Origin of the sequence: Citrobacter sp. Cu231, assembly GCF_030332265.1 — a bacterium.
GTDB classification, from domain to species: domain Bacteria; phylum Pseudomonadota; class Gammaproteobacteria; order Enterobacterales; family Enterobacteriaceae; genus Citrobacter; species Citrobacter meridianamericanus.
Map to the genome: position 1 here is coordinate 1 of NZ_JAOWIE010000007.1, position 24,008 is coordinate 24,008.

At 52.6% G+C, this 24,008-nt stretch carries 31 protein-coding genes; 5 read left to right on the plus strand and 26 right to left on the minus strand.

What is annotated here, in order from left to right; translation table 11 throughout:
* Nucleotides 1-227: 227 nt before the first annotated feature.
* The 7 genes from OGY15_RS00045 to OGY15_RS00075 all read right to left on the minus strand — a co-directional run bounded on the left by OGY15_RS00045 (nucleotide 228) and on the right by OGY15_RS00075 (nucleotide 4,607).
* A complete protein-coding gene (locus tag OGY15_RS00045) occupies nucleotides 228-857 on the minus strand; it encodes a hypothetical protein (RefSeq protein ID WP_187790927.1) in 630 nt (209 codons plus the stop codon).
* 82 nt (nucleotides 858-939) lie between these two features.
* Nucleotides 940-1,317: a hypothetical protein gene (locus OGY15_RS00050; RefSeq protein ID WP_187790928.1), complete on the minus strand. Its 378-nt coding sequence runs from the start codon at nucleotides 1,315-1,317 to the stop codon at nucleotides 940-942.
* Between the two features lie 105 nt (nucleotides 1,318-1,422).
* Entirely contained in the window at nucleotides 1,423-1,902 is a 480-nt protein-coding gene (locus OGY15_RS00055) for a hypothetical protein (protein ID WP_286537213.1), read from the minus strand.
* Nucleotides 1,903-1,983: 81 nt separating this feature from the next.
* Nucleotides 1,984-2,376: a hypothetical protein gene (locus OGY15_RS00060; RefSeq protein ID WP_050186913.1), complete on the minus strand. Its 393-nt coding sequence runs from the start codon at nucleotides 2,374-2,376 to the stop codon at nucleotides 1,984-1,986.
* 105 nt (nucleotides 2,377-2,481) lie between these two features.
* Nucleotides 2,482-2,919: a hypothetical protein gene (locus OGY15_RS00065; protein WP_050186914.1), complete on the minus strand. Its 438-nt coding sequence runs from the start codon at nucleotides 2,917-2,919 to the stop codon at nucleotides 2,482-2,484.
* 429 nt (nucleotides 2,920-3,348) lie between these two features.
* On the minus strand, nucleotides 3,349-3,672 hold the full coding sequence (locus OGY15_RS00070; RefSeq protein WP_231240109.1) for a hypothetical protein: 324 nt from the start codon (nucleotides 3,670-3,672) through the stop codon (nucleotides 3,349-3,351).
* Nucleotides 3,673-3,704: 32 nt separating this feature from the next.
* Nucleotides 3,705-4,607 carry an integrase domain-containing protein gene (locus tag OGY15_RS00075; RefSeq protein ID WP_000091035.1) on the minus strand — a complete coding sequence of 301 codons (903 nt, stop codon included), beginning with the start codon at nucleotides 4,605-4,607 and terminating at the stop codon, nucleotides 3,705-3,707.
* A 972-nt stretch (nucleotides 4,608-5,579) separates the two neighbouring features.
* On the opposite strand from OGY15_RS00075, the gene OGY15_RS00080 reads away from it, so the two are divergent.
* Nucleotides 5,580-5,975: a hypothetical protein gene (locus OGY15_RS00080; RefSeq protein WP_050188218.1), complete on the plus strand. Its 396-nt coding sequence runs from the start codon at nucleotides 5,580-5,582 to the stop codon at nucleotides 5,973-5,975.
* Between the two features lie 47 nt (nucleotides 5,976-6,022).
* Here the strand turns inward: OGY15_RS00080 and OGY15_RS00085 are convergent, their stop codons facing one another.
* Together OGY15_RS00085 and OGY15_RS00090 are read right to left on the minus strand one after the other, a co-directional pair.
* The gene (locus OGY15_RS00085; protein WP_162489755.1) at nucleotides 6,023-6,181 is read right to left on the minus strand and encodes a hypothetical protein; all 159 of its coding nucleotides are present in this window, start codon (nucleotides 6,179-6,181) and stop codon (nucleotides 6,023-6,025) included.
* Between the two features lie 41 nt (nucleotides 6,182-6,222).
* Nucleotides 6,223-6,798 (minus strand): hypothetical protein, encoded by a 576-nt coding sequence (locus OGY15_RS00090; RefSeq protein ID WP_061341962.1) that lies wholly within the window; start codon nucleotides 6,796-6,798, stop codon nucleotides 6,223-6,225.
* Nucleotides 6,799-7,035: 237 nt separating this feature from the next.
* Between OGY15_RS00090 and OGY15_RS00095 the strand changes: the two genes are divergently transcribed.
* On the plus strand, nucleotides 7,036-7,209 hold the full coding sequence (locus OGY15_RS00095; RefSeq protein WP_163426392.1) for a hypothetical protein: 174 nt from the start codon (nucleotides 7,036-7,038) through the stop codon (nucleotides 7,207-7,209).
* 28 nt (nucleotides 7,210-7,237) lie between these two features.
* Here OGY15_RS00095 and OGY15_RS00100 read toward each other — a convergent pair whose 3' ends face one another.
* The 5 genes from OGY15_RS00100 to OGY15_RS00120 are packed head-to-tail and all read right to left on the minus strand — an operon-like array spanning nucleotide 7,238 to nucleotide 11,975.
* Nucleotides 7,238-8,779, minus strand: coding sequence for a conjugal transfer protein TraG N-terminal domain-containing protein (locus OGY15_RS00100; RefSeq protein ID WP_107135911.1), 1,542 nt, complete (start codon nucleotides 8,777-8,779; stop codon nucleotides 7,238-7,240).
* Between the two features lie 6 nt (nucleotides 8,780-8,785).
* The gene (locus tag OGY15_RS00105) at nucleotides 8,786-9,088 is read right to left on the minus strand and encodes a hypothetical protein (RefSeq protein WP_050186917.1); all 303 of its coding nucleotides are present in this window, start codon (nucleotides 9,086-9,088) and stop codon (nucleotides 8,786-8,788) included.
* Between the two features lie 58 nt (nucleotides 9,089-9,146).
* Nucleotides 9,147-10,595 (minus strand): integrating conjugative element protein, encoded by a 1,449-nt coding sequence (locus OGY15_RS00110; protein ID WP_050188812.1) that lies wholly within the window; start codon nucleotides 10,593-10,595, stop codon nucleotides 9,147-9,149.
* A 13-nt stretch (nucleotides 10,596-10,608) separates the two neighbouring features.
* Nucleotides 10,609-11,583 (minus strand): TIGR03756 family integrating conjugative element protein, encoded by a 975-nt coding sequence (locus OGY15_RS00115; protein ID WP_050186919.1) that lies wholly within the window; start codon nucleotides 11,581-11,583, stop codon nucleotides 10,609-10,611.
* Nucleotides 11,580-11,975 carry a TIGR03757 family integrating conjugative element protein gene (locus tag OGY15_RS00120; protein WP_040089372.1) on the minus strand — a complete coding sequence of 132 codons (396 nt, stop codon included), beginning with the start codon at nucleotides 11,973-11,975 and terminating at the stop codon, nucleotides 11,580-11,582. The genes OGY15_RS00115 and OGY15_RS00120 overlap by 4 nt, the downstream gene beginning before the upstream one ends.
* Nucleotides 11,976-12,137: 162 nt before the next feature.
* Between OGY15_RS00120 and OGY15_RS00125 the strand changes: the two genes are divergently transcribed.
* Nucleotides 12,138-12,761, plus strand: a complete 624-nt coding sequence (locus OGY15_RS00125; protein WP_001422122.1) for an ion channel — start codon at nucleotides 12,138-12,140, stop codon at nucleotides 12,759-12,761.
* A 429-nt stretch (nucleotides 12,762-13,190) separates the two neighbouring features.
* On the opposite strand, the gene OGY15_RS00130 is transcribed toward OGY15_RS00125, so the two are convergent.
* From OGY15_RS00130 to OGY15_RS00180, 11 genes are all read right to left on the minus strand, one after another.
* Nucleotides 13,191-13,394 carry a DUF1187 family protein gene (locus tag OGY15_RS00130; RefSeq protein ID WP_001536078.1) on the minus strand — a complete coding sequence of 68 codons (204 nt, stop codon included), beginning with the start codon at nucleotides 13,392-13,394 and terminating at the stop codon, nucleotides 13,191-13,193.
* Nucleotides 13,395-14,107: 713 nt separating this feature from the next.
* Nucleotides 14,108-14,488, minus strand: a complete 381-nt coding sequence (locus tag OGY15_RS00135; protein WP_077738344.1) for an acetyltransferase — start codon at nucleotides 14,486-14,488, stop codon at nucleotides 14,108-14,110.
* 4 nt (nucleotides 14,489-14,492) lie between these two features.
* Nucleotides 14,493-17,189: a conjugative transfer ATPase gene (locus OGY15_RS00140; RefSeq protein WP_139354802.1), complete on the minus strand. Its 2,697-nt coding sequence runs from the start codon at nucleotides 17,187-17,189 to the stop codon at nucleotides 14,493-14,495.
* Between the two features lie 206 nt (nucleotides 17,190-17,395).
* Nucleotides 17,396-17,839 carry a TIGR03751 family conjugal transfer lipoprotein gene (locus OGY15_RS00145; protein WP_072091359.1) on the minus strand — a complete coding sequence of 148 codons (444 nt, stop codon included), beginning with the start codon at nucleotides 17,837-17,839 and terminating at the stop codon, nucleotides 17,396-17,398.
* 11 nt (nucleotides 17,840-17,850) lie between these two features.
* Nucleotides 17,851-19,341 (minus strand): TIGR03752 family integrating conjugative element protein, encoded by a 1,491-nt coding sequence (locus OGY15_RS00150; RefSeq protein ID WP_214167263.1) that lies wholly within the window; start codon nucleotides 19,339-19,341, stop codon nucleotides 17,851-17,853.
* Nucleotides 19,331-20,278 carry a TIGR03749 family integrating conjugative element protein gene (locus OGY15_RS00155; protein ID WP_214167266.1) on the minus strand — a complete coding sequence of 316 codons (948 nt, stop codon included), beginning with the start codon at nucleotides 20,276-20,278 and terminating at the stop codon, nucleotides 19,331-19,333. Before OGY15_RS00155 ends, OGY15_RS00150 begins: the two co-directional genes overlap by 11 nt.
* The gene (locus OGY15_RS00160) at nucleotides 20,278-20,940 is read right to left on the minus strand and encodes a PFL_4703 family integrating conjugative element protein (RefSeq protein ID WP_057513787.1); all 663 of its coding nucleotides are present in this window, start codon (nucleotides 20,938-20,940) and stop codon (nucleotides 20,278-20,280) included. The genes OGY15_RS00155 and OGY15_RS00160 overlap by 1 nt, the downstream gene beginning before the upstream one ends.
* The gene (locus tag OGY15_RS00165; RefSeq protein ID WP_214167270.1) at nucleotides 20,937-21,302 is read right to left on the minus strand and encodes a TIGR03750 family conjugal transfer protein; all 366 of its coding nucleotides are present in this window, start codon (nucleotides 21,300-21,302) and stop codon (nucleotides 20,937-20,939) included. Before OGY15_RS00165 ends, OGY15_RS00160 begins: the two co-directional genes overlap by 4 nt.
* 11 nt (nucleotides 21,303-21,313) lie before the next feature.
* Nucleotides 21,314-21,661, minus strand: coding sequence for a TIGR03745 family integrating conjugative element membrane protein (locus OGY15_RS00170; RefSeq protein WP_044537753.1), 348 nt, complete (start codon nucleotides 21,659-21,661; stop codon nucleotides 21,314-21,316).
* Nucleotides 21,662-21,755: 94 nt separating this feature from the next.
* A complete protein-coding gene (locus OGY15_RS00175; RefSeq protein WP_000525826.1) occupies nucleotides 21,756-21,998 on the minus strand; it encodes a TIGR03758 family integrating conjugative element protein in 243 nt (80 codons plus the stop codon).
* Nucleotides 21,998-22,342 (minus strand): integrative conjugative element protein, RAQPRD family, encoded by a 345-nt coding sequence (locus OGY15_RS00180; protein ID WP_040089364.1) that lies wholly within the window; start codon nucleotides 22,340-22,342, stop codon nucleotides 21,998-22,000. Before OGY15_RS00180 ends, OGY15_RS00175 begins: the two co-directional genes overlap by 1 nt.
* A gap of 320 nt (nucleotides 22,343-22,662) precedes the next feature.
* On the opposite strand from OGY15_RS00180, the gene OGY15_RS00185 reads away from it, so the two are divergent.
* Both OGY15_RS00185 and OGY15_RS00190 read left to right on the plus strand, forming a co-directional pair.
* Entirely contained in the window at nucleotides 22,663-22,851 is a 189-nt protein-coding gene (locus OGY15_RS00185; protein ID WP_021555955.1) for a hypothetical protein, read from the plus strand.
* Nucleotides 22,852-22,952: 101 nt separating this feature from the next.
* Nucleotides 22,953-23,174, plus strand: a complete 222-nt coding sequence (locus OGY15_RS00190) for a hypothetical protein (protein ID WP_214167273.1) — start codon at nucleotides 22,953-22,955, stop codon at nucleotides 23,172-23,174.
* Nucleotides 23,175-23,338: 164 nt separating this feature from the next.
* Here the strand turns inward: OGY15_RS00190 and OGY15_RS00195 are convergent, their stop codons facing one another.
* Entirely contained in the window at nucleotides 23,339-23,716 is a 378-nt protein-coding gene (locus OGY15_RS00195) for a hypothetical protein (protein WP_286537245.1), read from the minus strand.
* Nucleotides 23,717-24,008 lie beyond the last annotated feature (292 nt).

Sequence of the window (24,008 nt, forward strand, 5' to 3'; positions counted from 1 at the left end):
ACCGGGTACGCGATCTGTTGCCCTGGAAAGTTGATCTGACCTCTCAGTAAATATCAATACGGTTCTGGCGAGCCGCTTACCCATAAAGTAAATATCGAGTCCCATAACAATTCTCCTGAATAACGCAGGGACTCTCCCCACAGGGATATGTCCCTGCCGGGTTATATGAATGACGGAATACGCGATGGCGTTATTCCGGGTAAATGAAAAGAAACAACGGTGTTCTGTCAGTGTCCACCGGCAAGTGCCCGCAGCCAGTAAAGCTGATGTTCAGCCTCTTCCAGCGCTGACCAGTCATCCGGGGATAACTGTCGCCCCTGACCGGACAGAAACTGCAGCAGTAAACAGTCAAACACATCTCCCCTTACCGGGGTGGTTAATACAGACTCCGGTGCAGAAAAATTCTCATGCCCCAGGAACCGTTTTATCCATTTCAGCGGCAGTGACCAGCTGGCACCACCGGCAGTGGAATGAATGCGGAAACAATCCGGACACAGATTGTGCAGCAGCACAAACACCGTACGGGCAAAGAAATCCCCTGGCTGGCGGCCAAAATTCAGCTCCTTAAGCACCAGAATGTTCTGACGATGCTCCCGTTCAATGGTGACATTCACCGACCACAGCCCGTCTGCAGACCGGCTGTAAAACGCCAGAATGTCCGTTACCGGAAACAACTCAGACGCCCGGCTCAGGGAGCCGAAATACGCATTCTGCGGCCGTAACGCCTCCGGCAACTGCCAGAAGGTTTCTGTTACGGCCAGAACAAAAGCATGCCACTGCTTTTCCGGTATTGTGGCAACCTGCTCAAGGGTATATACCACCGGCTCACGGGCCGGACGTGAAGATAATTCAGACATGGAGCATTCCTCATGGTTAAAAATAAACAACGGGGAATGCTTTCCTGACGGAGAGCACACCCCGTCAGGGTCAGGTTATGAACTACATCATGTCGTGCCGGGCAAAACAGGCATCCGCTCCGGCCGTCAGCTTTCCGGTACTGATACTGTCAGTCCAGATTTCATGATTAATTTCACGTCCCAGCGCCATCAGACTGTCAAGCGCCTGACGGGCCTGAACTCCCGGAGCAGGAATGTTCTCCTGCTCCAGGTCATACAGCAGCCAGCCCAGCGCCTCGCCGGTATCCCACAGATGCACGTAAACCTGTGAAGGCTCCGTCTCATCATCCGGCTCCGGGGTAATCCCCAGCCGTTGCCAGGCGCGTAACCGCATCAGCTCACCTTCCAGCTGGCTGATATGCGCCAGCAGAGCAGACTGCGTCTGCAGTGCTGAATAATGAACAAGTAAGGGTGAGTACATAATGACCTCCGTCTGTTCAGGAAGTCCTGCCCCTGACGGAACAAAACTCCCGTCAGGGAAAACACCGGCGCAGACACACGGTGCAGTAAGTAAAAGAAAAACCGTTCAGTCTGCGTCGGAAAAGTCAACACAGGCCTGCTTCAGGATGCCGGCTACACGTTGATTCAGACATTCAGTCCAGCCATCGTTCCATCCACGCTCCCATGGATTGTAGATATCCTCCCATGGATTGCAGACATCGTTACAGCCGTTCTTCCATGTCTTCCATACCTCCATCTTCATGACAGCCCCCAGCCTGTGGCCTTTCGCACGTATATGCCACAGAAACGGCCGGAAAAGCCCTGATTTCAGTTGGTCACCACCGCTTTCGTAGCCCAGATGACGTGCAATACCTTTAAGATATTCAAATGCTTCATTCTGCATTCCAGCCGCCTTTGCCAGCGAGCTGTACGCATCACGAAGTATCGTCATACCTTCCAGTTGATACTCACACCACGCACGGACAGCCGACACGGGTACGATTACCCGAAGAATGGTGCAGACACGCCATACAACAACGTAAAGGAGTATTAACAGACTATTCATGTGTTCACCTCAGAGACAAAAAATCACGGGAACACCCCCCCCTGCGGGAAGCGTGTTCCCGACAGGGTAATAAATGATAAATCAGCAGGGCTGTACGACACTTTCACCAGCCTGCAGACCAAACCGGTAACGCAGGGTGGTCAGTTGTTCCGCCATACGACAGGCAGCATGCCAGGTCCTGCGACGGGATATCCGCCCGGTAAACCGGTTCAGACAAATGACCTCACGCGGTAACGGCTGATACCAGCCTGTGTACGCGTTGCGGTGCGTTCCCTGCCGGTAGTACAGACAGGGTGTCCAGACACCGCCCCGACGGAACATACAGACCCGGACGCTCAGATTGCCGGCCGGATTGGTGTACCAGCGACTGTAATATGACAGGTTATTGCGGGAAAAAAACACCCGCAACTGAGCCGTCATTCGCCGGAAAAGAGAAGAGATGCCCGGTTCAGGGCACAAAATAAACGTTGACATAAAGACTCCTGTAAAAAGAAACGGGAGTCTTCGCCCCGACGGACAAAAACACCCGTCAGGGGACAGAAACATCAATACGGGATTAATGCTTCAGCTCAGTAGAACTCATTCGAAATCGCATTCGAAATATTCATTTCTGTCAATATAGACACACTGAGTCCAGCCATCGCGCCAGCCGTACTCCCATGGATTGTACTTGCACACACGTGCCTCCATCTCTATAAGAGCACCCAGCGCATGGCCTTTCGCACATATATGCCACAGAAACAGCCGGAGAAATCCTGATTCCAGCTTTTCATCGCCGCTTCTGTACCCCAGATAATGTGCGAGGCCTTCGAGATAGCTGAACAGCCGATAAAGAGGTTCTTTTCCTTCACGCATTTCTGCCGCCTGTGCCAGTGAGCGGTACGTATAACGAAGGATCGACATACCTTCCAGATGATACTCACACCACGCACGGGCCACCGACTCTGGTGCAACCCTCCCAAGAATGGTGCAGACAAGCCATACGACAGAATAAAGAAGTGTTAACAGAATGTTCATGTGTTCTCCTCTGATACAAAACATCACGGGAACACATCTGCCCTGCGGGAAGCATGTTCCCGACAGGGTAATAAACGACAAAACAGCAGGGCTGCACTATGCTTTTATCGCCAGCACAGTCGAAGATAAAATGCCATGCGCCACTGCCATCAGACTGGGTGCATAACTGCCATGCGGAACACCCCCGCACAGATTAAGTATAAAAAGCTCTCATCGTCGCGTCATAATGCGCTTTTTGTGACGACATTCTGCTCTCAAGAGCGCGCAGATTTGCCCCATTCACGTGGAATGCACCGTCCTTTCAGGCTCAGGAGGTGTTGAATGCAGCCACCCGAAGGCGTTCCTCACAGACTGCCGGAACATTGGTGGTCACCCGAAGGTAACAAAGTTAGCCTGTATATTTTTAAGGCACAAAAGATGGATGTCAAGCTATTCAACATCGATCCAAAAAGGAATATTATGTGTTCCCTTAGCTGGTTCTCCCAGAGGGAAAACACAGGTACCTTTCATCAGTATTTTTCTTCCCGCCCGTCTGACATCACAGTCAAAGTCTCCCACCACGTCAAAATAATCCGCAATCGACTCACAGATGTCCCATTCATCATAGATGCCCCATTTATCTGCTGCTCCTTCACATTCAAACTCAGCCTGATATCCGGAATCAATATATCGCGCCAGGTAGTGCGACCACAAAGGCGAATCTTTTGTAATCTCCTTTACAGATATTATTTTCATTAAAATAGTACAATTCATGATATTTACCCGCACAAAATCGATATAAGTTATTATTCATAGCCTAATAACTGACAATAAACCTGTTCAATATATCGTCCTCTGCCATCGCCATGACCAAGATCAATTGAGGTCAGTGCAAGTGCCTCCTTATAACTGTAACCATTCATAATATGATATTTCATGGCACTTGCGGCGTAACTGTACCGAAAACTGTGTGCGGTCTCATCTCCGCCTTTCAGTTCTCCATAACGTCGTAACGTATTAAGATAATAATCCATTGCCGACTTAAGATTATCTCTGTCTATCAGACGTTCATTATGTTCACTGGCATATTTGAGTGCATAATTAACAGCATCAAGAACTTTATCCCGATCAACAACCGTTGTCATTCTTTCCCGTCCTCCTTTCGTACCAAAAATCACTCTTATTTTTTCATCTCCCCGCTGTAATGCTTTTTTCCACGTCCGTAACGATTTGGCCGACTGGACAGCTTCTTCATTTCTCAGACCGAGATAACGTGACAGTTTAACAACAGCTGCCACACCTTTATCTTTTGCTTCCACGCGCTGAAGAATTTCCCGGAAACGCTCATCCGTAATTAATTTCTTTGTCCCTTTACGGCTTCCTCCTGAAATACCTAACGCCTTATTGCTGAGACGGGGATGTTCAGGATCTGCCATTTTATGTTTACCGGCCTGACGTAACATAACCCGTATTGCAGACATTTCATTTTCTCTGGTTCGCTTTGAAACATCACTCCTGCTGTTCATATATAATTCAATATGCCGCACTTTTACCTGCGCAGCAGAACTGATCTGTATATTCAGTTTAGCCAGTCTTTCCGCAAACCGGTGCATGATCCGGGAATAGTCACTCAGCTTCTTGAAACTCCCCCTGTCTTTCCGGATATGAGCAACCAAATCCTGTTTCAGTAATTTTTCACGTCTGGACACAGATACCTCCTCTTTGTCTTAAACAGCTGTACGTACAGCAGATGAATTTTGCTGTTGTGCCGTGAACACAACAGCAAAATTCATCTGCATTCTCCCTGGCGACACGGTTAAGCGTTGCGATCCTTCGGGTAATGAGTGCCTGAGCGCCAGGGTAGCGCAGACTGTTTAGGTATTGAGGGGTAACAAACCGGTGTTGCACACCGACTGCAGCATTCGCTGTACCTGTTTCCAGGTCGCCCCCGATACCACCCCTAATAAGTGGTATCGCCGGTTCGGCATCTCACTACATAAAACTCCTTAAAAAACAATAAAATTCTGCAAGAAGAACGGTCGATGAACGTTATTCATGGTATCGTCTGTACGTTTGCAGAGAAGGTTGAAAAAACACTCTCACGTCTGGTCACTTCTTCAAATGTTAAAAAACATCCCGTGACGCGACGGTTTGTGCGGGTTCGTAAAGCAGACGCGCATGCGTCACTTTGTCATCGTTACACGCCGACAAAAGTGACGCCGCGCAGCTTCAAACTCCACGTACGCACGCAAGCGGCCAGATTTCAGATGGCCTTATGCCGTGCGTACAGTCGTAAGAAGCCCGGGGCGAATGCCCGAACAGATTAAAGACGTCAGTCCGTGGTTTACGGATGACTACAGACCGATCATAGCGGTACTGGATGGAAGTAAAAAAAGCCCTCATCGTCGCGTCATAATGCGCTTTTTGTGACGACATTCTGCTCTCAAGAGCGCGCAGATTTACCTCATTCACGTGGAATGCACCGTCCTTTCAGGTTCAGGAGGTGTTTAACTAGCCACCCGAAGGCGTTCCTCACAGGCTATACGGAACATTGGTGGTCGCATAGCGACAATTACAGCGGGGAAAGATTAGCAAGGCAGATGTTTATATGTCAAGACTTCCCATTACACACACAAACTCTATAATTTGAATTATGTTCTATAATTAAAAAGGCATTGCTCATGGAGAAGAATGACAAAGTACATCTAATGGAAGAAAAGGCGTACCGTTTTGGGAAAAAATTAAAAAAACTTCCGCTATGGGGATGGGGAATAATAGCGCTTATTACTATGATTATTCTATTCAATATACATTATTCATATATTTTATCTCTGCCTTTCTTATGGTTTTTGTGGTATGTATTTATACGAATTGATGACAAGCCATGGATTGAAAATTATCCTACACTGGAGGAATACTGGCGCATTCACCCAGATACGAAGACAAAAAATGGAATAAAGTGTTATTACTGTGGCTCTAACCAGATAAAAAGTTATCTGTGGAACAATAAGCAAGGAAGACGAGTTCATTATTGTTTTCAGTGTCGTCAGGATTTATATCGAACAAAAGACTTTTAGTCTATATATCAGAGAATGGAGGACCACCTCCATTCTCATCATAAAATTCACTTGCTGACACAATATGCAGGACCAGCATCAGATAATTTTTTGCCAATTGAAGAACAGTACTCTGCTGTTTTTGATAACTCCCAGCTTCGACCGAAATCGAATGACAAAGCAGCCACCACAATAATTAATAAAGCGAAAAGAATTTTATTTCTCATAACCATACTCCCATCATCAAATCATTACTTCTGTCCATAATTTATCTGACTCTTCCTTCTGCCACATCCTTCACGCGTTTAAATAACGGTGCAAGCGTTGATTCTTTCAGATGTCCTGGAGCCGGTGATGCGTACGTTATATAAAGACGACTCCCTTTACCATTTTTTTCAACTTCAATGGTAAGATGATCATCAAACTGACCGCCATCCCAGTCACTCCCCATTTTGTAATAGCTACCAGGCATCGCGTCCCATATATGTCCATTATCTTTTATTGCCGAAGCCTGCCATTTCCCATCAGTAGTTCCATTATTACGAATAGCGTCAACTTCCTCATTCGAATAAAATTTATAGTACCGCTTTAATCTTCCTGCAGCCGTATCAACATCAACGGGGATTTCCGTTACATTTTCCCGTTTTTCCCTTTTGGTCGGCGCTTTCTGTGACAGTAACGGCATACCATTATCAGCAGTTGACGAATTATTACCGCGTAATGCACCAGTCAAAGCAAAGGCACCATCACTGATTTGCTTGTTAACCGCAGCAATTTCATCAACAGAACAGGCGCTCAGCACCAGACATGACACACAAACAAGCAACAACTTTTTACCCAACATTAACACCTCTTTTTGAGTCATTTATCAGTAGATTCTGTATGGTTTTTCCCCTGTATTTATACAAAAACAGGGCATAATTTGAACATCAAATTCATATCACAGAACTAAAAATTAGGAGTTTTTTCATGACAACCAATTGATTAAGGTAAAATTTTACACTTGCGCATTTATCATACAGGTAGTATGATAGCATTGGGTTATTAGTATGATGGATGAATTGGGAGGGAAGTTAATATTATGAATATGTTGCTGAAAAAGATCCTTTGTGCACTCCTGCCAGATCCGGTTCCTGATGTCCCCAAAAACTCAACGAATTATCTAGTAGAAGAAAATCCACAAGAAGAATTACCTTCCTTTCTAGATTCCCATTCATATTGGGAATATGAGCAATGGGAAAATCAAAATAACTAGCACTGCCAACGTTGGCAGTGCCAAAAGATTATTTATTCATTCCCTTATCCAGTCCCTTAGAGAAACTATTACCACCTGCCCCTGCTAAATTACCTGCTTTCTGCGCTGCCTGATATGTACCACTAGTTCCATCTTTAGCTGCTGTACTAATCGCGACTCCGATATGTACTCCCGCCCATGACAACGCCCCAAGCCAGACTGCCGGCAACACCATAAACATCGTCCCCATTACCAGATTCATTATCAGATCGTCCGACGTGTTCTGGAATCCCATCATATTGAACCGGGTATGCGTGTCCGAACTGTACAGTGCCGTCAGCATCCAGCTGTCAAGCCATCGTGCAAGCTCCCACCAGAACGTCAGAAAATTCAGCGCAAATACCACAAACGTCAGCGTGATCAGGGTTGACAACTCATATGCTGCAAACGCCAGAATCAGCGGCAACATGATATAAATTGCCATCAGCAGAATGGCCTGCACCATTGGCAGGGCCTGTCGCATTGCATCAAGCGCCGGGAATGCTCCCAGTGCTGCCACCGCACTGCCAGCCGTTCCCGCAATCCTGGCCACTGCGTTCATGGTCGTCATATCCGCATTACCACCATATCCACGGTAAACCTCACCGTCCTGAGAGACTGTCAGACTCTTCGGACTCACCAGCCGTCGGACAACTTCTTCCTTATAATCGACCTGGCTGCTGCCAATCATTTTCATTGCTGCTGACAACCGCAACCAGTAACTGTCGCTGACCTCCGCAATCACCCGCGCCCTCAGGCCGTTATCTGCTGCCAGCCACCACTCATTACATGTCGGATATCCTCCACGTCCCGTATTCGGGCGCCCGCTGTCCCGCGATTCATTCCAGGGAAAAGCTGCACGGGGGAGTTTTGACTGCAGCGTCATGTAATCGCCCTTCATAAACGTGGTACTCCCTATCCACGCAATATCTGAAAGGAGTTTTTTATCCTTCGTCTGCCCCTGATCCCTTTGTTTCCACATATACAGGGCCAGCGAATAGCAGTCGTTGGTAAAATCCTGCAATTCATCTGCCAGCGCACGGTTTTCAATAAACGTCCGCTGAACCTCAAAACGTAACTGACGCAAATCTGGCCGACAGGGGATCGACGCAACCGCAGCCTGTGTCACCCCCTTGGATAATTTATGCACCATCACCCACCAGAGTGGCGCAGCAGCAGTCCGATCACCAAGACTGGAAATAACACCACTGTAACCGGTATCTCCGGGATCTTTCGGGGTCCAGGTTCCGCATGTTTTTGCCCGCGTTTTATCAAACTTAATGCTGTCAAGACTGACCTGAACCAGAGGCACACAACAGACAATCATCACAAAGAAAGCACCGTAGAGTACATTCTCAATACGGGGCAGCGAAAGTAATCCCTTGTTACCTTCGTCTTCCCCCTCTTCCCGGACTTTCAGCCAGATCCCAATCACCTTAAATACCAGCGGCAGCGCAAACAATCCGGTACTGATTAACACATCCCACAGGCCATTATTCACCACCCAGCCCAGCAGGGTCAGAAAATATTCCAGATAATTATTTGTGGTCATAACGCATCAACGCCCCGGTCCGGCAAAAACAGAGTATTCACACAGCAGAACAAACAAAACACTGACTGTGGCCATACGAAGAAAAGGTGCCCGGTATTCCGGTCTGAAGCCCGGTGCATGCCAGATTTTCCATCCCCACCATCCGAGTGCACAGTAGACACACAGACGCCAGATCAGCCAGCCATAACGCGTCTCATACATCCATTCATGCAGGGCAGCAAAACCCTCTGCATGGCGAATACCTGTATTCGCCAGCCACAAAGAAAACACGGTGATACCTGCCAGTAGCAGCAGATACAGAATAAGCATCTTCCCCTTCCTTTTGAGCCGACCGCGCATTCCTGCTCCCGTATTCACCTTCATCACCTTATTCCTCATCAGGGACCTCCAGCGTATGCATCCGGCTGTCAGCATTATCCGTCTGCTGAATCATCGGATTGTTCCCAACCCGTTCATTCTCCCGTTCAATAATGGTCAGCACGCTGTTGCGGGCCAGTTCACGCTTCAGCTCCATCTCGTTTTTCAGTGCGGCAATCTCCCGGTCCAGCGCCTCAATACGGCGGCTTCCTTCTTCAATCGCAGCATCCTGCGCTGCAGCATACGGCTCAGACATCCCCGTCATAATCATTCTGCGCATCAGCAGTGCCGTCTCCACCGTATCTGCCATTGCCAGTTCACCGGCCAGACGCCCGGTCAGTGCAGCATTATCCGGATCCCGTTGCAGCGCCTTAATCACTCCGGCCGTTACCGTCAGACTGCCTGACCGGAGTCTGGCCAGATTTGCTGCTGTCGGCTTTTCAGTACCATTCACCAGCTTCACCAGTTGCTCCGTATTCACTTTCACCGCTTCTTCCAGCATCGGCGTGAACCCGGTTCCGGCAACCGCCATTCCCGGCTGTTGGTCTTCATCCCCGCTGGTACATTCCGCTGCATTGCCGCAGGTCCGCATGGAACGATCGCCCAGCACTTTCACCACCGCCTTTGCCGCCTCTTCAGCATTGCTGAACTTACTGCAGACACTTCCGGTACAACTGGCTGCACTGATCGTGGATGTACTGGTGACCGGCAGGTTATTCATCATGTTAAACCCCGCTGCTGCCAGATCATGTGTGGGACGAATGGCCGGCTGCCCTGCCCCGCCACGATCCTGGCCACCAATCCATTTCCGGCCTTCTTTCCCGGTAGCCTTACGACCGGCATCATCTCCCCGGATGGCATCACCATCCCCTGAATTCACGATTTTCTTGTACTCATCCAGCATCGCAGCCTGTGTCCACTTGCTGCTGTCCGAGAACTCCATCATGCGCTTCGCCATGTTCTGGCAGTTCAGTTGTGCCTTGTCGAACGCCACATTTGCCTGAAGCACCCCGTTAGTCAGCGTGTCATACAGTCCCGGATTCGCCCGCTGGATGACCATCGCCGGCAGACTGGCCACCGCCCCCGTCGCCCCCTGTATCACATCCCCCATCAGATTTTTAAAACCGTCCGTCACCCCGTTCAGCTGATTGCTCACCGTGGTTTTCAGGTCAAAGTTGCCGCACATCAGGTTGCTGCTCCAGCCAATATCCACCCCGAGCTTCTTCATGTTGCTCCGGGTCGCCGGCTGCGATATCACTGACCCGCCTCCCAGGGTGTAAAACAGTTTGTCCGAAATGGCACCATCAATGGATTTCCCGTACCCGATGGCACTGTCATTCACCTGTGGCAGGGAGAGACCGAACGTGCTGCGTTCATTCTCCGCCGCGCCGGCCATTGTGCTGCAGGCCAGTATGACCGCCAGTGCCACAATGTTTGTCAGTTGTGGTTTATGCTTCATGATTTACTTTCCTCTAAAAATTCGTACTGCCCAGGAATTTCTGGCCCCGCTTTTTGCAGCAACTGTAGGGACGCCACAGGGCAAACGCGGCATTACCGTCCTCCGGCGCGGCATGACTGCCATCCGGAAACACGGCGCAGGATGAAGAAACGGAAGGGGTCAGTCGCTGCCACTTGTGATTACGGGTGCCGGTGTTTTCTTCCACCGCATCCGGTGGCCAGTAGCCATCTTTTTTTCGGCCTTTCAGCGACTGATAGACGTGGGGCTCACCGGTGCGGGTGATAATATCCGCCACCCGCTGGGCAACCAGGGCTGCCGCTTTGTCATCATCGGTCTGGCTGACAAAACCGGAACGGGGGTAGATATTTCCCCACATGTCTGCATTACGTTGACTCCCCAGTTCCCGTCTGCCGGGTATCATGGCTTCGGGATACAGGGATTCAGGCATGCCGGTGCGCCAGGCAAGACTGTCCAGCGTGCTGAGAAAATAAGGCCTCAGTGGTGTGGCAGCAGACTCACACGAATACCCGGGAATGCTGCCCCCGATAAGCAACGTGGCCGGATGTCCCAGCGCATCCGCGTATTTGAAACGGATGGCGGATTTACGCTGCCCCGGCGATTTCATATCAGCCGGGTTTCCCCCGCCGGCAGATAACCCCGCAATCCCGCTGCTGATGGTGTTCTCCACACCGCCGGATGCCTGACTGACCAGAGCCATTTCCCGCCAGGGATTACCGCCCGGTGCGGTATAGGTGGACACTACTGCTTCAGGGATAAAATGTGAGACCTTCACGGACGTTCTGACCCGACACCCCGACCAGGAGCAGTGCAGCCAGTAACAGATACCGCTGACCCGCCAGCTGATGCAGCTCTGAGAAATAGCACCGGCCGCTATCTGTGCCGTATTCAGGGAAGCACCGGCCACAGAAACAGTCGCTGTCCACAACAAAAATGCGCCAGCATAACGTCGTGTTCGCAGACCCGTCATGGCTGCCCTCCCTGACTCCGGAGTCGTTCAGCCTGTGCCACATCGGTGGTGCCGTACACCACTTCCCGGTCATCGAACACCACCGCCGGGTATTTTTTAAGCCCCAGCGACCAGGCGTGGGTCACCTGGCGGTAACGTTCTGCAAGGTCAGCCTGTGCAGACGCCCATTCAGGGGACTGCATGTGCTCACGAACAACAGCCTCAGCGGCTTCAGGGTCAGCCGGCAACAGGCCGAAAAAAGCATCCTGCAGTTGCTGTGGCCCGTCGAGCAACACAACCTGTACATCAGGGGGCGGATTAACCGGCAGATGTGCCGAGTCGGTATAAACGGTAGTGCCGGCAACTGATATCACCGGCAGGGCAAGAAAGGAATACAACAGCTTCCGGTACATGAAATAACTCCGTCGGACAAGACATGTCTGACAGCGTGCGCAGAACCGGAAGCAGGGTCATCAATTAATTCAAAACCGGAAACTGAAAATTTCTCAGGCTTCCTGACCAAATGTATTTTTATTATGCTCTGTGCCATCTGAATAGTCGGGGATATTTCCTTTATGTTAATGATTATGAAACAACACAAATTCGCTTTTCTTCTTAGTACACTGCTGAGTACCTTCTTTCTTAATCTGTTTCCGCTGAACACAACCGGGTATAACCTGAATGCGCTGTTACAGATTGCAGCTGGCGTCAATCTGCTGCAACGCCGTCATCAGGCTGTTTCATTTATTGTGTTACTGGTCATTTTTGCCATCACGCACTGGCTGCACACAGCCAGCGTCATGGCACTGCTGTACTACGCGAGCTATCTGGTCTTTTTCCTCATCCTGTCCGTGATTGTATTCCGACAAGTGATTTTCTCTGCCCGGATAAACACAGAGTCTGTCTGTGCTGCACTGAGTGGCTTTTTACTTATAGGCTATATGGGTTTTTTCATGTTTTCAGCAATAGAAAGCCATATGCCTGGCGCGTTCCGGGGGCTGTCGCATGATGAGCTGCAGATGATGAATGAACTCTTCTATTATTCTTTCATCAGTATTCTGACTGTGGGTTATGGCGATATTGTGGCCGTCAGCTGGCCGGCCCGTAATGCCACTATTCTGGTTATTCTCACAGGCTATATTTACTCGCTGGTTTTTATTGCCCGCATCGTCAGTGGATTTTCAGTATCAGACAAATAATCCGCCTGAATTGTCACTTTGATGTATTATATCTTCCTGCCACCTGCATCAGCAGGTGGTAAATAAAGAGACGGCAGGGTACGGTTTATCTGCATGCAGACCACTGGCCAGACCCGCCGCTATTGTTCATAATACCTGTTTGTATAATCTGTAAACATGGTTCTGATACCTGCAAAATTAACAAGCAGAACGCTTCTGGCTTTATCCTTATTCTTCGCTGCCAGCCTGCCAGGAGAGGCGACTGTCACCATTACTGAAAGCAAACAGTACACAAAATAAACTAAAAAAAACCGGGCAACCAGGCCCGGAAAAATTACGTCTCAATACAAGGAGATTATCATTCATGTTTCATATCATAACGAGCCAGTTAACCGGCCGGGCAAAATGTTATCACCATATAACATTCATTTTTATTACAGCGTGATATTTTCAGACTTTTTCGTTCTCAACCGCCACACACCGAAAATCCTGCACTTTGACCTTATCGCCAAAAGAGCGGCCGGGCTCTTTTGGAATGGAAAACATATGCTCACACTCTGTCCGGGTCATTTTATTTCCGGAGTAACGGGTCCAGAGTACCGGCGGATTGCCGGGCTTCATTATCGTTGCCGTGATTTTATAACGAGCCGCCATACCTCATCTCTGCAATCAGTATATCTTCGACTGAGCCATCACCTGTGACGTAAGCGCGAAAAAAAGTCAGCGGTATGGCAATGGCTCATGCGAAGATATGCTAAAAAAAAGCCCGCCTCTCCTGCGGGCAAATCGTCCTGTGAGTAATGATAAACAATGAAACAACAAAATCCCGTAAATTTTGCCCGTTGACCTCAGCTGGTTTCAACCCCTGAATGATATTTTGAGATTTTTCCTTTCTCTGCCAGCGTCAGAAATAAAAAACCGCACCGGAGTGCGGAAAACGATGGAAATAATGCTGGTAATAAGAGTAGATTGCATAACAATAAGTGTCTACCCGTTCATAATAACGAAAGTCATCCATCATCTGTAATACTCTGATTTATTTTTCAGACTTTTTCATCAGTCGTGCTCCGCGAACACGACGCCTCCCTGAGTGTTTTTTTCTTCCCTTTCCCCTTTCTGATACTGAAAATAACTTCTTTAAGCCCCAACGACACGACATATACCACGACCAACAGAATCAGTGCGACAGACAGAAAAAACCATGGGTCATCAATTATCCGTTCCCTTACCGGCCCCAGCCCCCCCGGTAAATCATAACCAGAGTTCATACTTCACACCTCTTTACTGAATCTGAAATACACCATATATCACTGTCACCCCGGTCAGTGAGCCCCCGGAGCAGCATTAAAGTCAGTGCACATATCCCCTCACTTTAACTCTGCCAGCCACAGCAGCAGATAACACAAATCAGCAGCATCGGTCACCGGGATATACCAGCGGGGATGTGCATACTCCTCCTCCGACGGCCAGCCCTCATGACCACTTACCGTCAGCAGAAGATGCACCTGCTGACCCGACCGCCCTTCCAGTGCCACCGCCACGCTGCTGTTCACCCCCACACGCTGAGGCTGGCAACAGATACGCGTCACCTGCCCCAGTTGCTTCTGCAGATGCCCGCGCAGACGCTCAAGATTATCCCGGGTGGCACGACTGGCACCGGGCTGCCCCTGTGGCGGCAGCACAAACACACTTCCTGCAGGATGCCCCTGTGAAACCTCTTCCGGCTCCGGATATTTCAGACACAGCATCGTCTTACTCCCCGTCAGTCAGCCCACGCAGCCTGTCCAGCTTCCGGGCCACATGAAATGCGGCTTCCAGTTCGCTGCACTGATGCGCTTTCATTAACGCCCGGCGCTCCGCCTTCTCCTCCTTCTCCGTCATCCCCAGCGCGAGGTAAATACTCGGGGGCACCACCCGGAACAGTGCCTCCACCTTCTTCGCCAGTACCACCCCTTCCGTGTAACACCCCGACAGTTTGCCGGCTGACAGCAGCACCGCTTTCTGCTCCTCTGTCAGGGCCTTAAAGCGGGCAATGTTATTCACTTCCTCCGGCGGCATGGTCAGACACACCCACCACTCGGCCATATTCAGCATCTTCTCGGCGACATCCGGATAGTCCTTCAGGTTCTGCGTGGCCAGCCACAGCCAGGCGCCCAGCTTGCGCCACATTTTCACCACCTTGGTCATGTACGGGGACAGCAACGGATTCACCGTCACAATGTGTGCCTCATCCACCGCAAACAGAATGTCCCGCCCCAGATACTGGTCACGCTCCGCGATGTTGTTAATCATGTTGGTCATCGACACCATGGTCAGCGCCATCTGGGCTTCATACCCTTCACGGGCCAGATGCCCCAGGTCAATCAGCGTCACATCCGCCTCCGGCCACAGCGCCCCCTCCCGGTTAAACAGCTCCGCCTCAAAACTGCCCGGCTGGGTGAACATCCCCAGCGCTTCCGCCATCTCTGCCGCTTTCGTCCGCCGGAGTTCATTTCGCTGACTGTCCCGGGAGATTTCCCACAGTGCCGACTGCAAATCCACCGGCAGCATCTGGCGCCCCTCCCGGTACGTGGCGTGTGTGGCCATCAGCAGCGCTTCGCGGATCATCGCCCTGTCCGCCCGTTTGAGTGCCGTCTCTTCCTTCGGATCCCCCCCGGTGATCATCATGCGGGCAGAGATCTCCATTTCTCCCAGGATATCGCGCTGCTCCTCGCTCTCATCCTGCGTGTCATCATCAATATCCGGCAGTGTCTGTTCATCCACATCCTGCAGGGTCTGTCCCTGTGCCACCAGGTGATGTGCATCCGCAAACGGTGGCAGGCTGACACCGGTGCCCGGTTTCACGCTGATTTTGTTCACCGAAAGCCCGAGACTCTCAAAATAATCCGCCAGCAGCCCAAATGAGTTCCCGGCTTCAGCAATAAAAAGACGGGGGCGATGTACGGCCATGATCTGCGACAGCGAGGAGCACAGCGTGGCGGATTTCCCGGCGCCGGTCGGACCAAACAGCAGCAGGTGCGCATTCTGGGTGCGATCCAGTTTATTCAGCGGATCAAAGGTCAGCACATCCCCACCCCGGTTAAAGAAACTGAATCCGGGATGACCGGTGCCCGTCTCCCGCCCGGTCACCGGCAGGAGCCCAGCCAGATGCTGCACCCACATCAGACGCGTGTACCACTGCTTCCTGTCCGTATCCGGATCAAAACACATGGGCAGCGCACGCAGCCAGCTGTTCAGTGGCCCCACATCAAACTCCGGACGTACCGGCTGTAGACCGGCGCCCAGTAGTGCTGTGGTCAGGGCCACCCGCTTACGCTTCAGGCTGTCCATATCCTCTGCCCGTAACAGAAAACTGATCCCCGCCCGGTAAAGCTTGTGGCGGTTCCCCAGATATTCCTTCACGGTGGCCACATCCTGACGGGCACGGATGGACTCCGTATTTTCCCCGACCGCATTTTTTGACAGCCGGGTGAAACGCTCCTCGAGTGTGTCCTGCGGCTGTACCACAATGGTCATGCACAGCATGGTGCCTTCAGGGAACGTATCCATCAGGGCATTCACCGTCTTTTCGCCCCGGGCCTTCTCACCGGTCAGCGTCCCTGCCTCCGGGGGTGTACGCAATTTCTCCACCACCACGGCGGCATGCGGCAGCCCGTCCAGCCACCACACACCGTTTTCCGGATCCGACACCGGCGGCGTGAACCAGAGACTTTCCGCAAAGTCGGTCATCACCGGCATCATGCCCTCCGGGGCCTCCTGCGGTGCCGCGCGAGTGGCCAGACAGTACAGTGTGTCCCTGTCCACCCACTCTGGTCGGGGATTGAACAGCCTGAGCAGCCAGCCATGCACCTGCAGACCGTTCATACGGATACAGCGCACCCCCGCCCCGCCCAGCGCCCCCACCACGCGTTCACACACCTGGTTCAGCATCGCCACCGGCGGCATCGGGTCATGGCTGTTTTTCCCGATACGGCGGTACACCACCATCCGGGTCCGTCGCTGCTGACCACGCCAGGGCTGACCGGTCACCAGCGTGTCCGTGAAAAGCCCTTCCGGACGGGCAATTCCCCGCAGATGCCGTTCCATCTCGCCCAGCCAGGCCTCTGTAAAGGCCGTGCGCTGCGCATGGGGCTTCACATACCCCCTCAGATGGTCAAGATACGCATCCACATCATTTTCATCCTGACAGAAGAACTGCACTACCCAGGGGTGGGTGTCGTATTCATCAAAGCTGTCCTGCAGGGCATCCTCCACCGTGTCACGGATTTGCTCAAGACGCTCTGCCGTGCGCCCTTCCGTGGCCGCCGGTGTCACCTCATACACAGCGCCGACCGACACTCCGTCATCCAGCAGCAGGCACTGCGTTTCATCCAGGTATTCCACCCAGGGCAGAAAATCAATAATGGACGGGCCCGCATGGTAAATCTTCGCCTCCTCCCGGCGGGTCATTCGCCCGGGGCGGCTCAGGTTACGGGGAGTACCGGCGTCATCGACTCCGGAATGCTGCGCGTATTCTGCCGGCACAGTCGTCTCTGCAGATATTGCCGGTTTCACTTTCTTTTTAAACAGCGGGAAACCCATTTTACTTGTCCCTTAACATACGTTGATAAACCGCCGGCATCATGCCGGCACCATCACTCAGCTCATCCGCCCCGTCAGAACGCTGCCGTGCGTTCACCGGGCATCGCATACTGCGTCTGGCTGTAAAATGAAAACACCGTGCTGTAGCCCGGTACCGGTGAGTTCCCCTCTGCAAGGTGCGGAAAGACATACATCACCATGTCCGGGTTGGGCAGTCGTGGAAACTGCTGGCTGATTTCACTCTCCTGTGTCCGGCTGTAACTGCGGTCCGTCTGCGCCGCGTCCTGCTGTTCCGTTTCTGTCAGCGGACGCCGCAGTGTGTCACGGGTTGTCGCAGCAGAACGGGCGCTTCCGCCCCCCGCCTGCCCCTGCCAGATTTCCAGCATCGTCTGCTCCCCGGCGGGCAGCAGTTCCTCTTTTGACGTGGAACAACCGCTGGCCAGCACAGCCCCTGTCAGTACCAGTAACGGTAACAGCGTTCTGCCTGAAACACGCAGGCGTGAACAATCTGGTTTCATCTCATTCTCCTTCAGTCCAGACCACCCTGTGTGTCCGCCTCTCCCGGCAGGGTGAACTCATAACGCACCTTACGGCCCTGGTCTTCGTAATCAATCGCCAGCTGGCGGGTGATGTGAACGGCCAGCCTTTTTCCCGGTGGCACATAAATGGCATCAAACGTCTGCCCATAACGCTGCTTCACCCACTCTGCTGTCTCATTCATTCCGCCGGAAATCGCCTTACCCAGTGCCGCCTCCCCGGCACTGCCGGTCAGCGCAGAAGAAAGGCCGTTGACGTTATTCTGCGTGGTGTACTGCCCCTGGCTCAGGGCCTCACCGGCCGCCCCCGCGGCAGACAGACCGAAAATGGTGGGCAGGTATGTGGCAGCATTGGACTTACGGGTGCCACTGATACACGGAATGCCATCCTCATCCGAAATCCAGCCAATGCCGCCGGTGTTATTCCCGTTCTTCGTCTGCTGATTGCTGTTGGTGGTGCCGTTCACATCCGGTGCCGGCAGCGTGCGAACCCGCCCGTCAGCAAACACAAAGGTGATACTGTTCACCTGGCCCCGCACACAGGAAAGCGTCCAGTCACCACTGGCGGTACCGGACACCACGGCCCCTTCCACATCCGGCAGTTCAATGCCGTTGGCGGTCAGGTTGTCCTTACCGATAAGCACCTTGAACGGATAAGGGTCTGTCACCGTGCCGTTGACCGGCACCCGCCCCAGCAGGGCCGTCATTGCCCGGCTCCCGACCAGGGTGGCATTCTCCGGCAGGGTGTAGACGGCCTGTGTGGTGGCCTGTTGTTTCTCGTTACTGTATCCCTTCACCTGCTGTTCATACGCCGCCTTCTGACGGGTCAGCGGGTTATCATCCAGAAAGGAGGTGGGGAAACGGGGACCACTTTTGCCCCCTGCCACATCCCGTGGGTCAGGCTGTGACTGGTCAGCCGGCGTCACCCACATCAGGCCATCGGCCCCCTGTGACACCGCGCTTCCCGGAGAACCACTCAGTCCGTCAAGCCCCAGCCCGAGGGGAATATCGCTGTCAGTATTTGCCTTACTGCTGCCACCCTGCTGCGCCAGCTGCTCCGTCAGGGACTGCACCTTTGCCATCAGGGTGTTCTGCTCGTTCTGCAGCTGGCGCTGCTTCTCCTCATAACTTTTCTGCAGTCCTGCCACGGCATCGTTCAGCTGACCGGACACATCCGCGCCGCGTTTGCGCAGTTGTTCATTCTCCTTCAGCAGTCTGCTGTTCTGTTCGTCCAGCGTCTGCTGACGTTCACGAACCTGATTGAGACGCCCGATAAGCGTGCGCAGGGTATCTTCCGGCGTGTCACCCTCAACACCCAGCGCCTTCAGTTCCTCCTGAGACAGCGTCCCCAGGACCTGTGTCTGCTGTGCTGACGGGTCTGATGACGACGCGGGATCACCACAGCTTTTAAGCCCGATGAATACCCCGCCCACCACCACAACGGGCACCACAAATTTGACCAGCGTGTTGGATTTAATCTGCACGATTCACCTCCCCGCGGGTGCTGCCCCCTGTCTTACGGGCTGTGGTGACTTTACGTCGGACTGGCTCTGCGATAAACGCCCTGTCCGGTCTGCCCTCTGTCACCAGATACAGTGTTGTGGTGTCCTCCGGTGTACCGGCAGGTCCCAGCCAGCGATGCTGGAACGTGGCGGTCACAAAGTTTCCCTGCAGTGCCCTGGGGTCCAGCACCAACTTACGGCTGACCGTACTGGTGAGCTTCATCGCCACCACCGTGCGTCCGCCAGCGCCCCATGCCGCCAGTGGCGTGACGGTCAGGGGCGCTGACGGATACAGGGTGGTGATGCGTCCGGGCAGGTGATGACTGACCGGGTGAATACCAGGCACCGCCTCCAGAGTCCTGAGCGGGGCATACAGGGACTGGGCGGCGTAACGGGTCAGTAACACCGGCAGGGGCGCGCTGTAACGAACCGGCTGACGACGGGCCTGCGTACCGTCATCCTGTCCCGGTGCCCGCGACTGACCGGCGGAGGTTTTACCGGATGAGGACGCCGGTTTCATCAGATCAGTCGCCTGACTGACCGTGCTGACCTCACCGTCATACACAATACGTACCGGCTCAGAAGGTCCCTGCTCACCGGCTGTGACATCAAGCAGAATCATTTCCCCGGTCTCCACATCCTGCAACTGCAGCCGTGTCTGTGGAAAGGCACTGTCCGCCTTCAGGTACACGGCACCACCGGTACTCTGCACCCGCAGCTTACCGTTCAGTGCCGGCGGGAATCCCACCCGCACATTTTTGTCCGCAAAAATCACCCGCTCCTGCCCCACCTTCAGGGGTACGGATAACGGAATACGCTCCCACTTCATCAGTTCGTCAGCATGCAGCACAAACGGGGGTATCAGTAACGGAAGCGCCATCAGGCTATTCCGGAGGAAATGACGGACGGTGACTGCCATCACTGTGCACCTCCCGGGCCTGAAGCCACCGGCGCGGCTTCCAGCCGTTGTGGTGTGCTGCTGTAGCAGTCAAGCGCCAGCCCGAAGGGGTTATGCTCCGGGTCCCCCTCCCAACGCGCCACTTTCAGGGGATAACGCACCAGCGCACGTTTGACCGGCTCGGCATGAAAATACTCATCCGCCACCAGGTCCAGACGTACCAGCCAGTTATCCCGGCCCTGTACGGTGACCGGATTTTTGTTGTAGCGCCCACCGTATCCGTGCTCAGGGATTTCATACACCACGCGCACGCGGTCGAGCAGTTCCCCCGCATCCTTACGACGGCGGGCATCGTTCTCCATCAGTTCACGGCATGACGGCGTCAGATAGGCTGACAGGGCATGAATTTTAGCCGGATAATCCACTTCACCGTTCTTCGGCCAGGCATTTAACTGCTGGAAGATATAAAAGGCGAAGGAGTAAACCGTCGACGGGGGCACTTCCCACCATGGACGGGTACTGCCGGAACGCAAATCCGGCGGGTTATGAATGGTCAGGCGACTGGGGGCTGTCATCCAGCCAATACAGGCCAGTAACAGAAATCCTGCCAGCACGGCACTGATAATACGCAGGCTGCGGATATGCTGGTCCCTGTCCTGAAGGGCGTGACGAAAACGACTCATAAAACGCTCCTTACCGGCCGGGTACGGCGCAGGGACCAGCCCTGCGCCTCCATAATCAGCGATGAACGGCCCATACCGGCACGACACTTTTTCTCCTCCAGCCGCTGCCAGAGCCAGTTATCCGGCTTGCCACGCTTCATCCGGGTGATCCAGCTTCCACCAAACCAGATCAGCAGCAGCGGCGTGACCATCATTCCTGTCGGGATCATCACCCAGCCGGTCAGCGGAAGCAGCGGTAACGGCCAGAGCAGGCCGAGACCGGCACCGGTCAGTGCGGCCAGTCCCAGCTCCGGCGTGGTGAAGCCCCGGAACACGGCCGGCTCCACGTTAAGGCGATCGGGTAAAAAATGAATGGTCTGCATGGACGTATTCCTTACAGAATGATGGAGGCCGATTTGGTCAGCAGCCAGATCACCGCAACCAGCAGGATCACCCCCACCACCACAATGGCCCCAAACTGCGTCCAGGATTTTTTTCCATCCTGAATTTCCGAAAACGTGGAAATCGCAGCATTCGCCACAACAATGAAAGCAATGGCAGAAATAATCAGGCCACCCAGCACCACACCGTCCTGGGAATAGCCTTTAATCTGCCCGAACAGCCCGCTGCCACCGCCCGATGACGGCGGCTCCATCTGGGGCAAATCAGCCAGGGCCGGTTGCATACTCATCCGGAGCAACAGACACACTGAAAACACGGTCTGCCACAGGCGTAACAGCATTGTGTGCGGCAGAGAAACAAGACGTTTCAGAAAACGAAAACACCACTTCATAAACACAAAATCCTCATAATCATGATTCAGATAACAACTCACCTCAGCTGGCAAACATCCAGATACTGAGAACCAGCAGGAGAGCCAGCCGGATAAAAAAGCGCCCCAGCATTGCGCTGCGGACCTTCTCATTACTCCAGCCCGCCCAGACATCCAGCAGCGCCCAGGCCGCCCAGAGAAACAGCACGGCAAAAAGCAGTCCGAGTGACAGCAGATGCAGGGCACTGATATCCATTTCCCCGGAAGCCGCTTTAAAGGCGGAAGACTGCACGGCAGACATGCCCATCAGGGACGCTCCCGCCGGTAGTGACCGTTCACGGCTGACGTTGTACGGGGCTGGGCCCGGGAAGGCGTGAGATAGCGGTCGATGCCATCACGAATGGTCTCCAGATCGGCACGCGCCCGGGGATAATCAAAGAAGTAACGGGATGGCTCAGACGCACCGGACTGCACAGCGGCCCCCCGGGCCCGCTCCAGCGCCGCCTGCACCTGGTCAAGCTGGCGCATGGCAGTGGCCAGTTCATCCTGTTCAGCCGCCTGAACGGGTATGGCAAGAGTGAAAAGAAACAGCATCCCCGCAGCACCGGCCAGATGGCCGGCACGACAGGGTGATGCCGGAAACGAACGCATACGCACCTCTCTCTGAGTTAAACGGTGCGTACAGGATGCGTAAGGCAGGGAAACAGGTCAGCAATAAACTCTGTTTGCAGAACTGAAAATTTTTACGGGAAAAGCGGCATGGCTGAACACCGGAAGATTTTCCGGCGCTGAGCAAGGATTCTGATGGTGTTGGCTGGCAAACTCACACATTTGCACCGACATCCGGGCTGGCAAAAAACGGAATTTGCACTGGCGGATAATTTCATCGTGACGTGAATGAATTAGTTCTGTCGGGAACAACGCTCAGAAATTACGCTGTTCTTATTTGTAACATCAATAAAGGCGGAATAATGACTGAGCTTACACTGAAGATATATGCTGGCGCACTTGCCTTCTGGCTCCTGTTTTACTGCTTCATCAAAGTTGCAGAACTCCGTTTTCCGCCCTGGGTATGGACCATCATGCAATGCATCGCCGTTTTTTTTATCATCACACTGCCCGTTTTCCTGCGGGAACTGATACGCAGCCCTGCTTTCTGACCAGTACGTTCTCTGAAGAAAACAGCATATGCAACTTAACCTGATCGCTTTGATATTGTTCCGGGGCTGTTTATCTGCATGCCCATTCAAAAGGAGAGAATATGCCTGAACATCTGTTTCAGCCCCTACTTCTGGGCTGGTTATTTTTTTGTGCCTTCTGGTTTGTATTTCTCAATTACCTCCGTCTGGAAGAACCCCATTACCCTCTGTGGGCATGTTACGTTATACAGACCATCAACGGGATCATTATTGTACTGAATGTTATTGTCATCCCGGTGCTGACAGTGACGGTCTTCCGTCCGTTTCTCACATCTGTAAACTGACACCAGGCATTTTCCGCTGACGCGCACTGACGGTAATGGCGTGGCTTGTCTGCTGACAACCCGGGACTCAGTGATATTTTTTGAATATCATCAACTGATTAATCAGAAAAAAGATATTCATCAAACAATGGCGCATCATAAAGGCGCCATTGTTTGATATTTTGTTAATCATAAAGTGCCGTAAGGACTGAAACACCATATAATTCGCCGGCAGCGCCGGGTTTCCCCTGCTGGGTTGAAATCACCCTTAATTTACTGTTATCTATCACTGCAGAAACAGGGTTATCGGAATATTCTCTGTCTGAGATTTTAAGTGTGAGTCGGCTACTGACACCATTCCCCAGCTCCACCTTTTGAGGCTGAAACTGAAATCTCACCCCGGTGGGTGTCTCACATGATAAAGACAACTCTTTACTGATAACCTTGCTTCCGGAAACCACATCCGGGGTCATTGTCCCATGTTTTAATACCAGCTCATTATTCACAGATGTTATTTCACACTTATTTTTAATCGTAAATTCAAGAGAAAAATATCCGGTCACATTACTCGTTCCGACATTTCCCGCTTTCCATGTATCCTGAAAATCCCTGTTTGCATTACCATCCGTCGAGGAGCCCCATGCCAGTATATAGGGTACATCCAGCCGATATCGCCCCGAAGGAAGCCCATTGCCTGATAAGGCTATATTTACCTGCCCGGCCCGAATACCGGCATGGACCTGTTGCCAGACTCCCTGTGTATTAACGGCACATCCGTAAGCGGCTCGCCAGAACCGTATTGATATTTACTGAGAGGTCAGATCAACTTTCCAGGGCAACAGATCGCGTACCCGG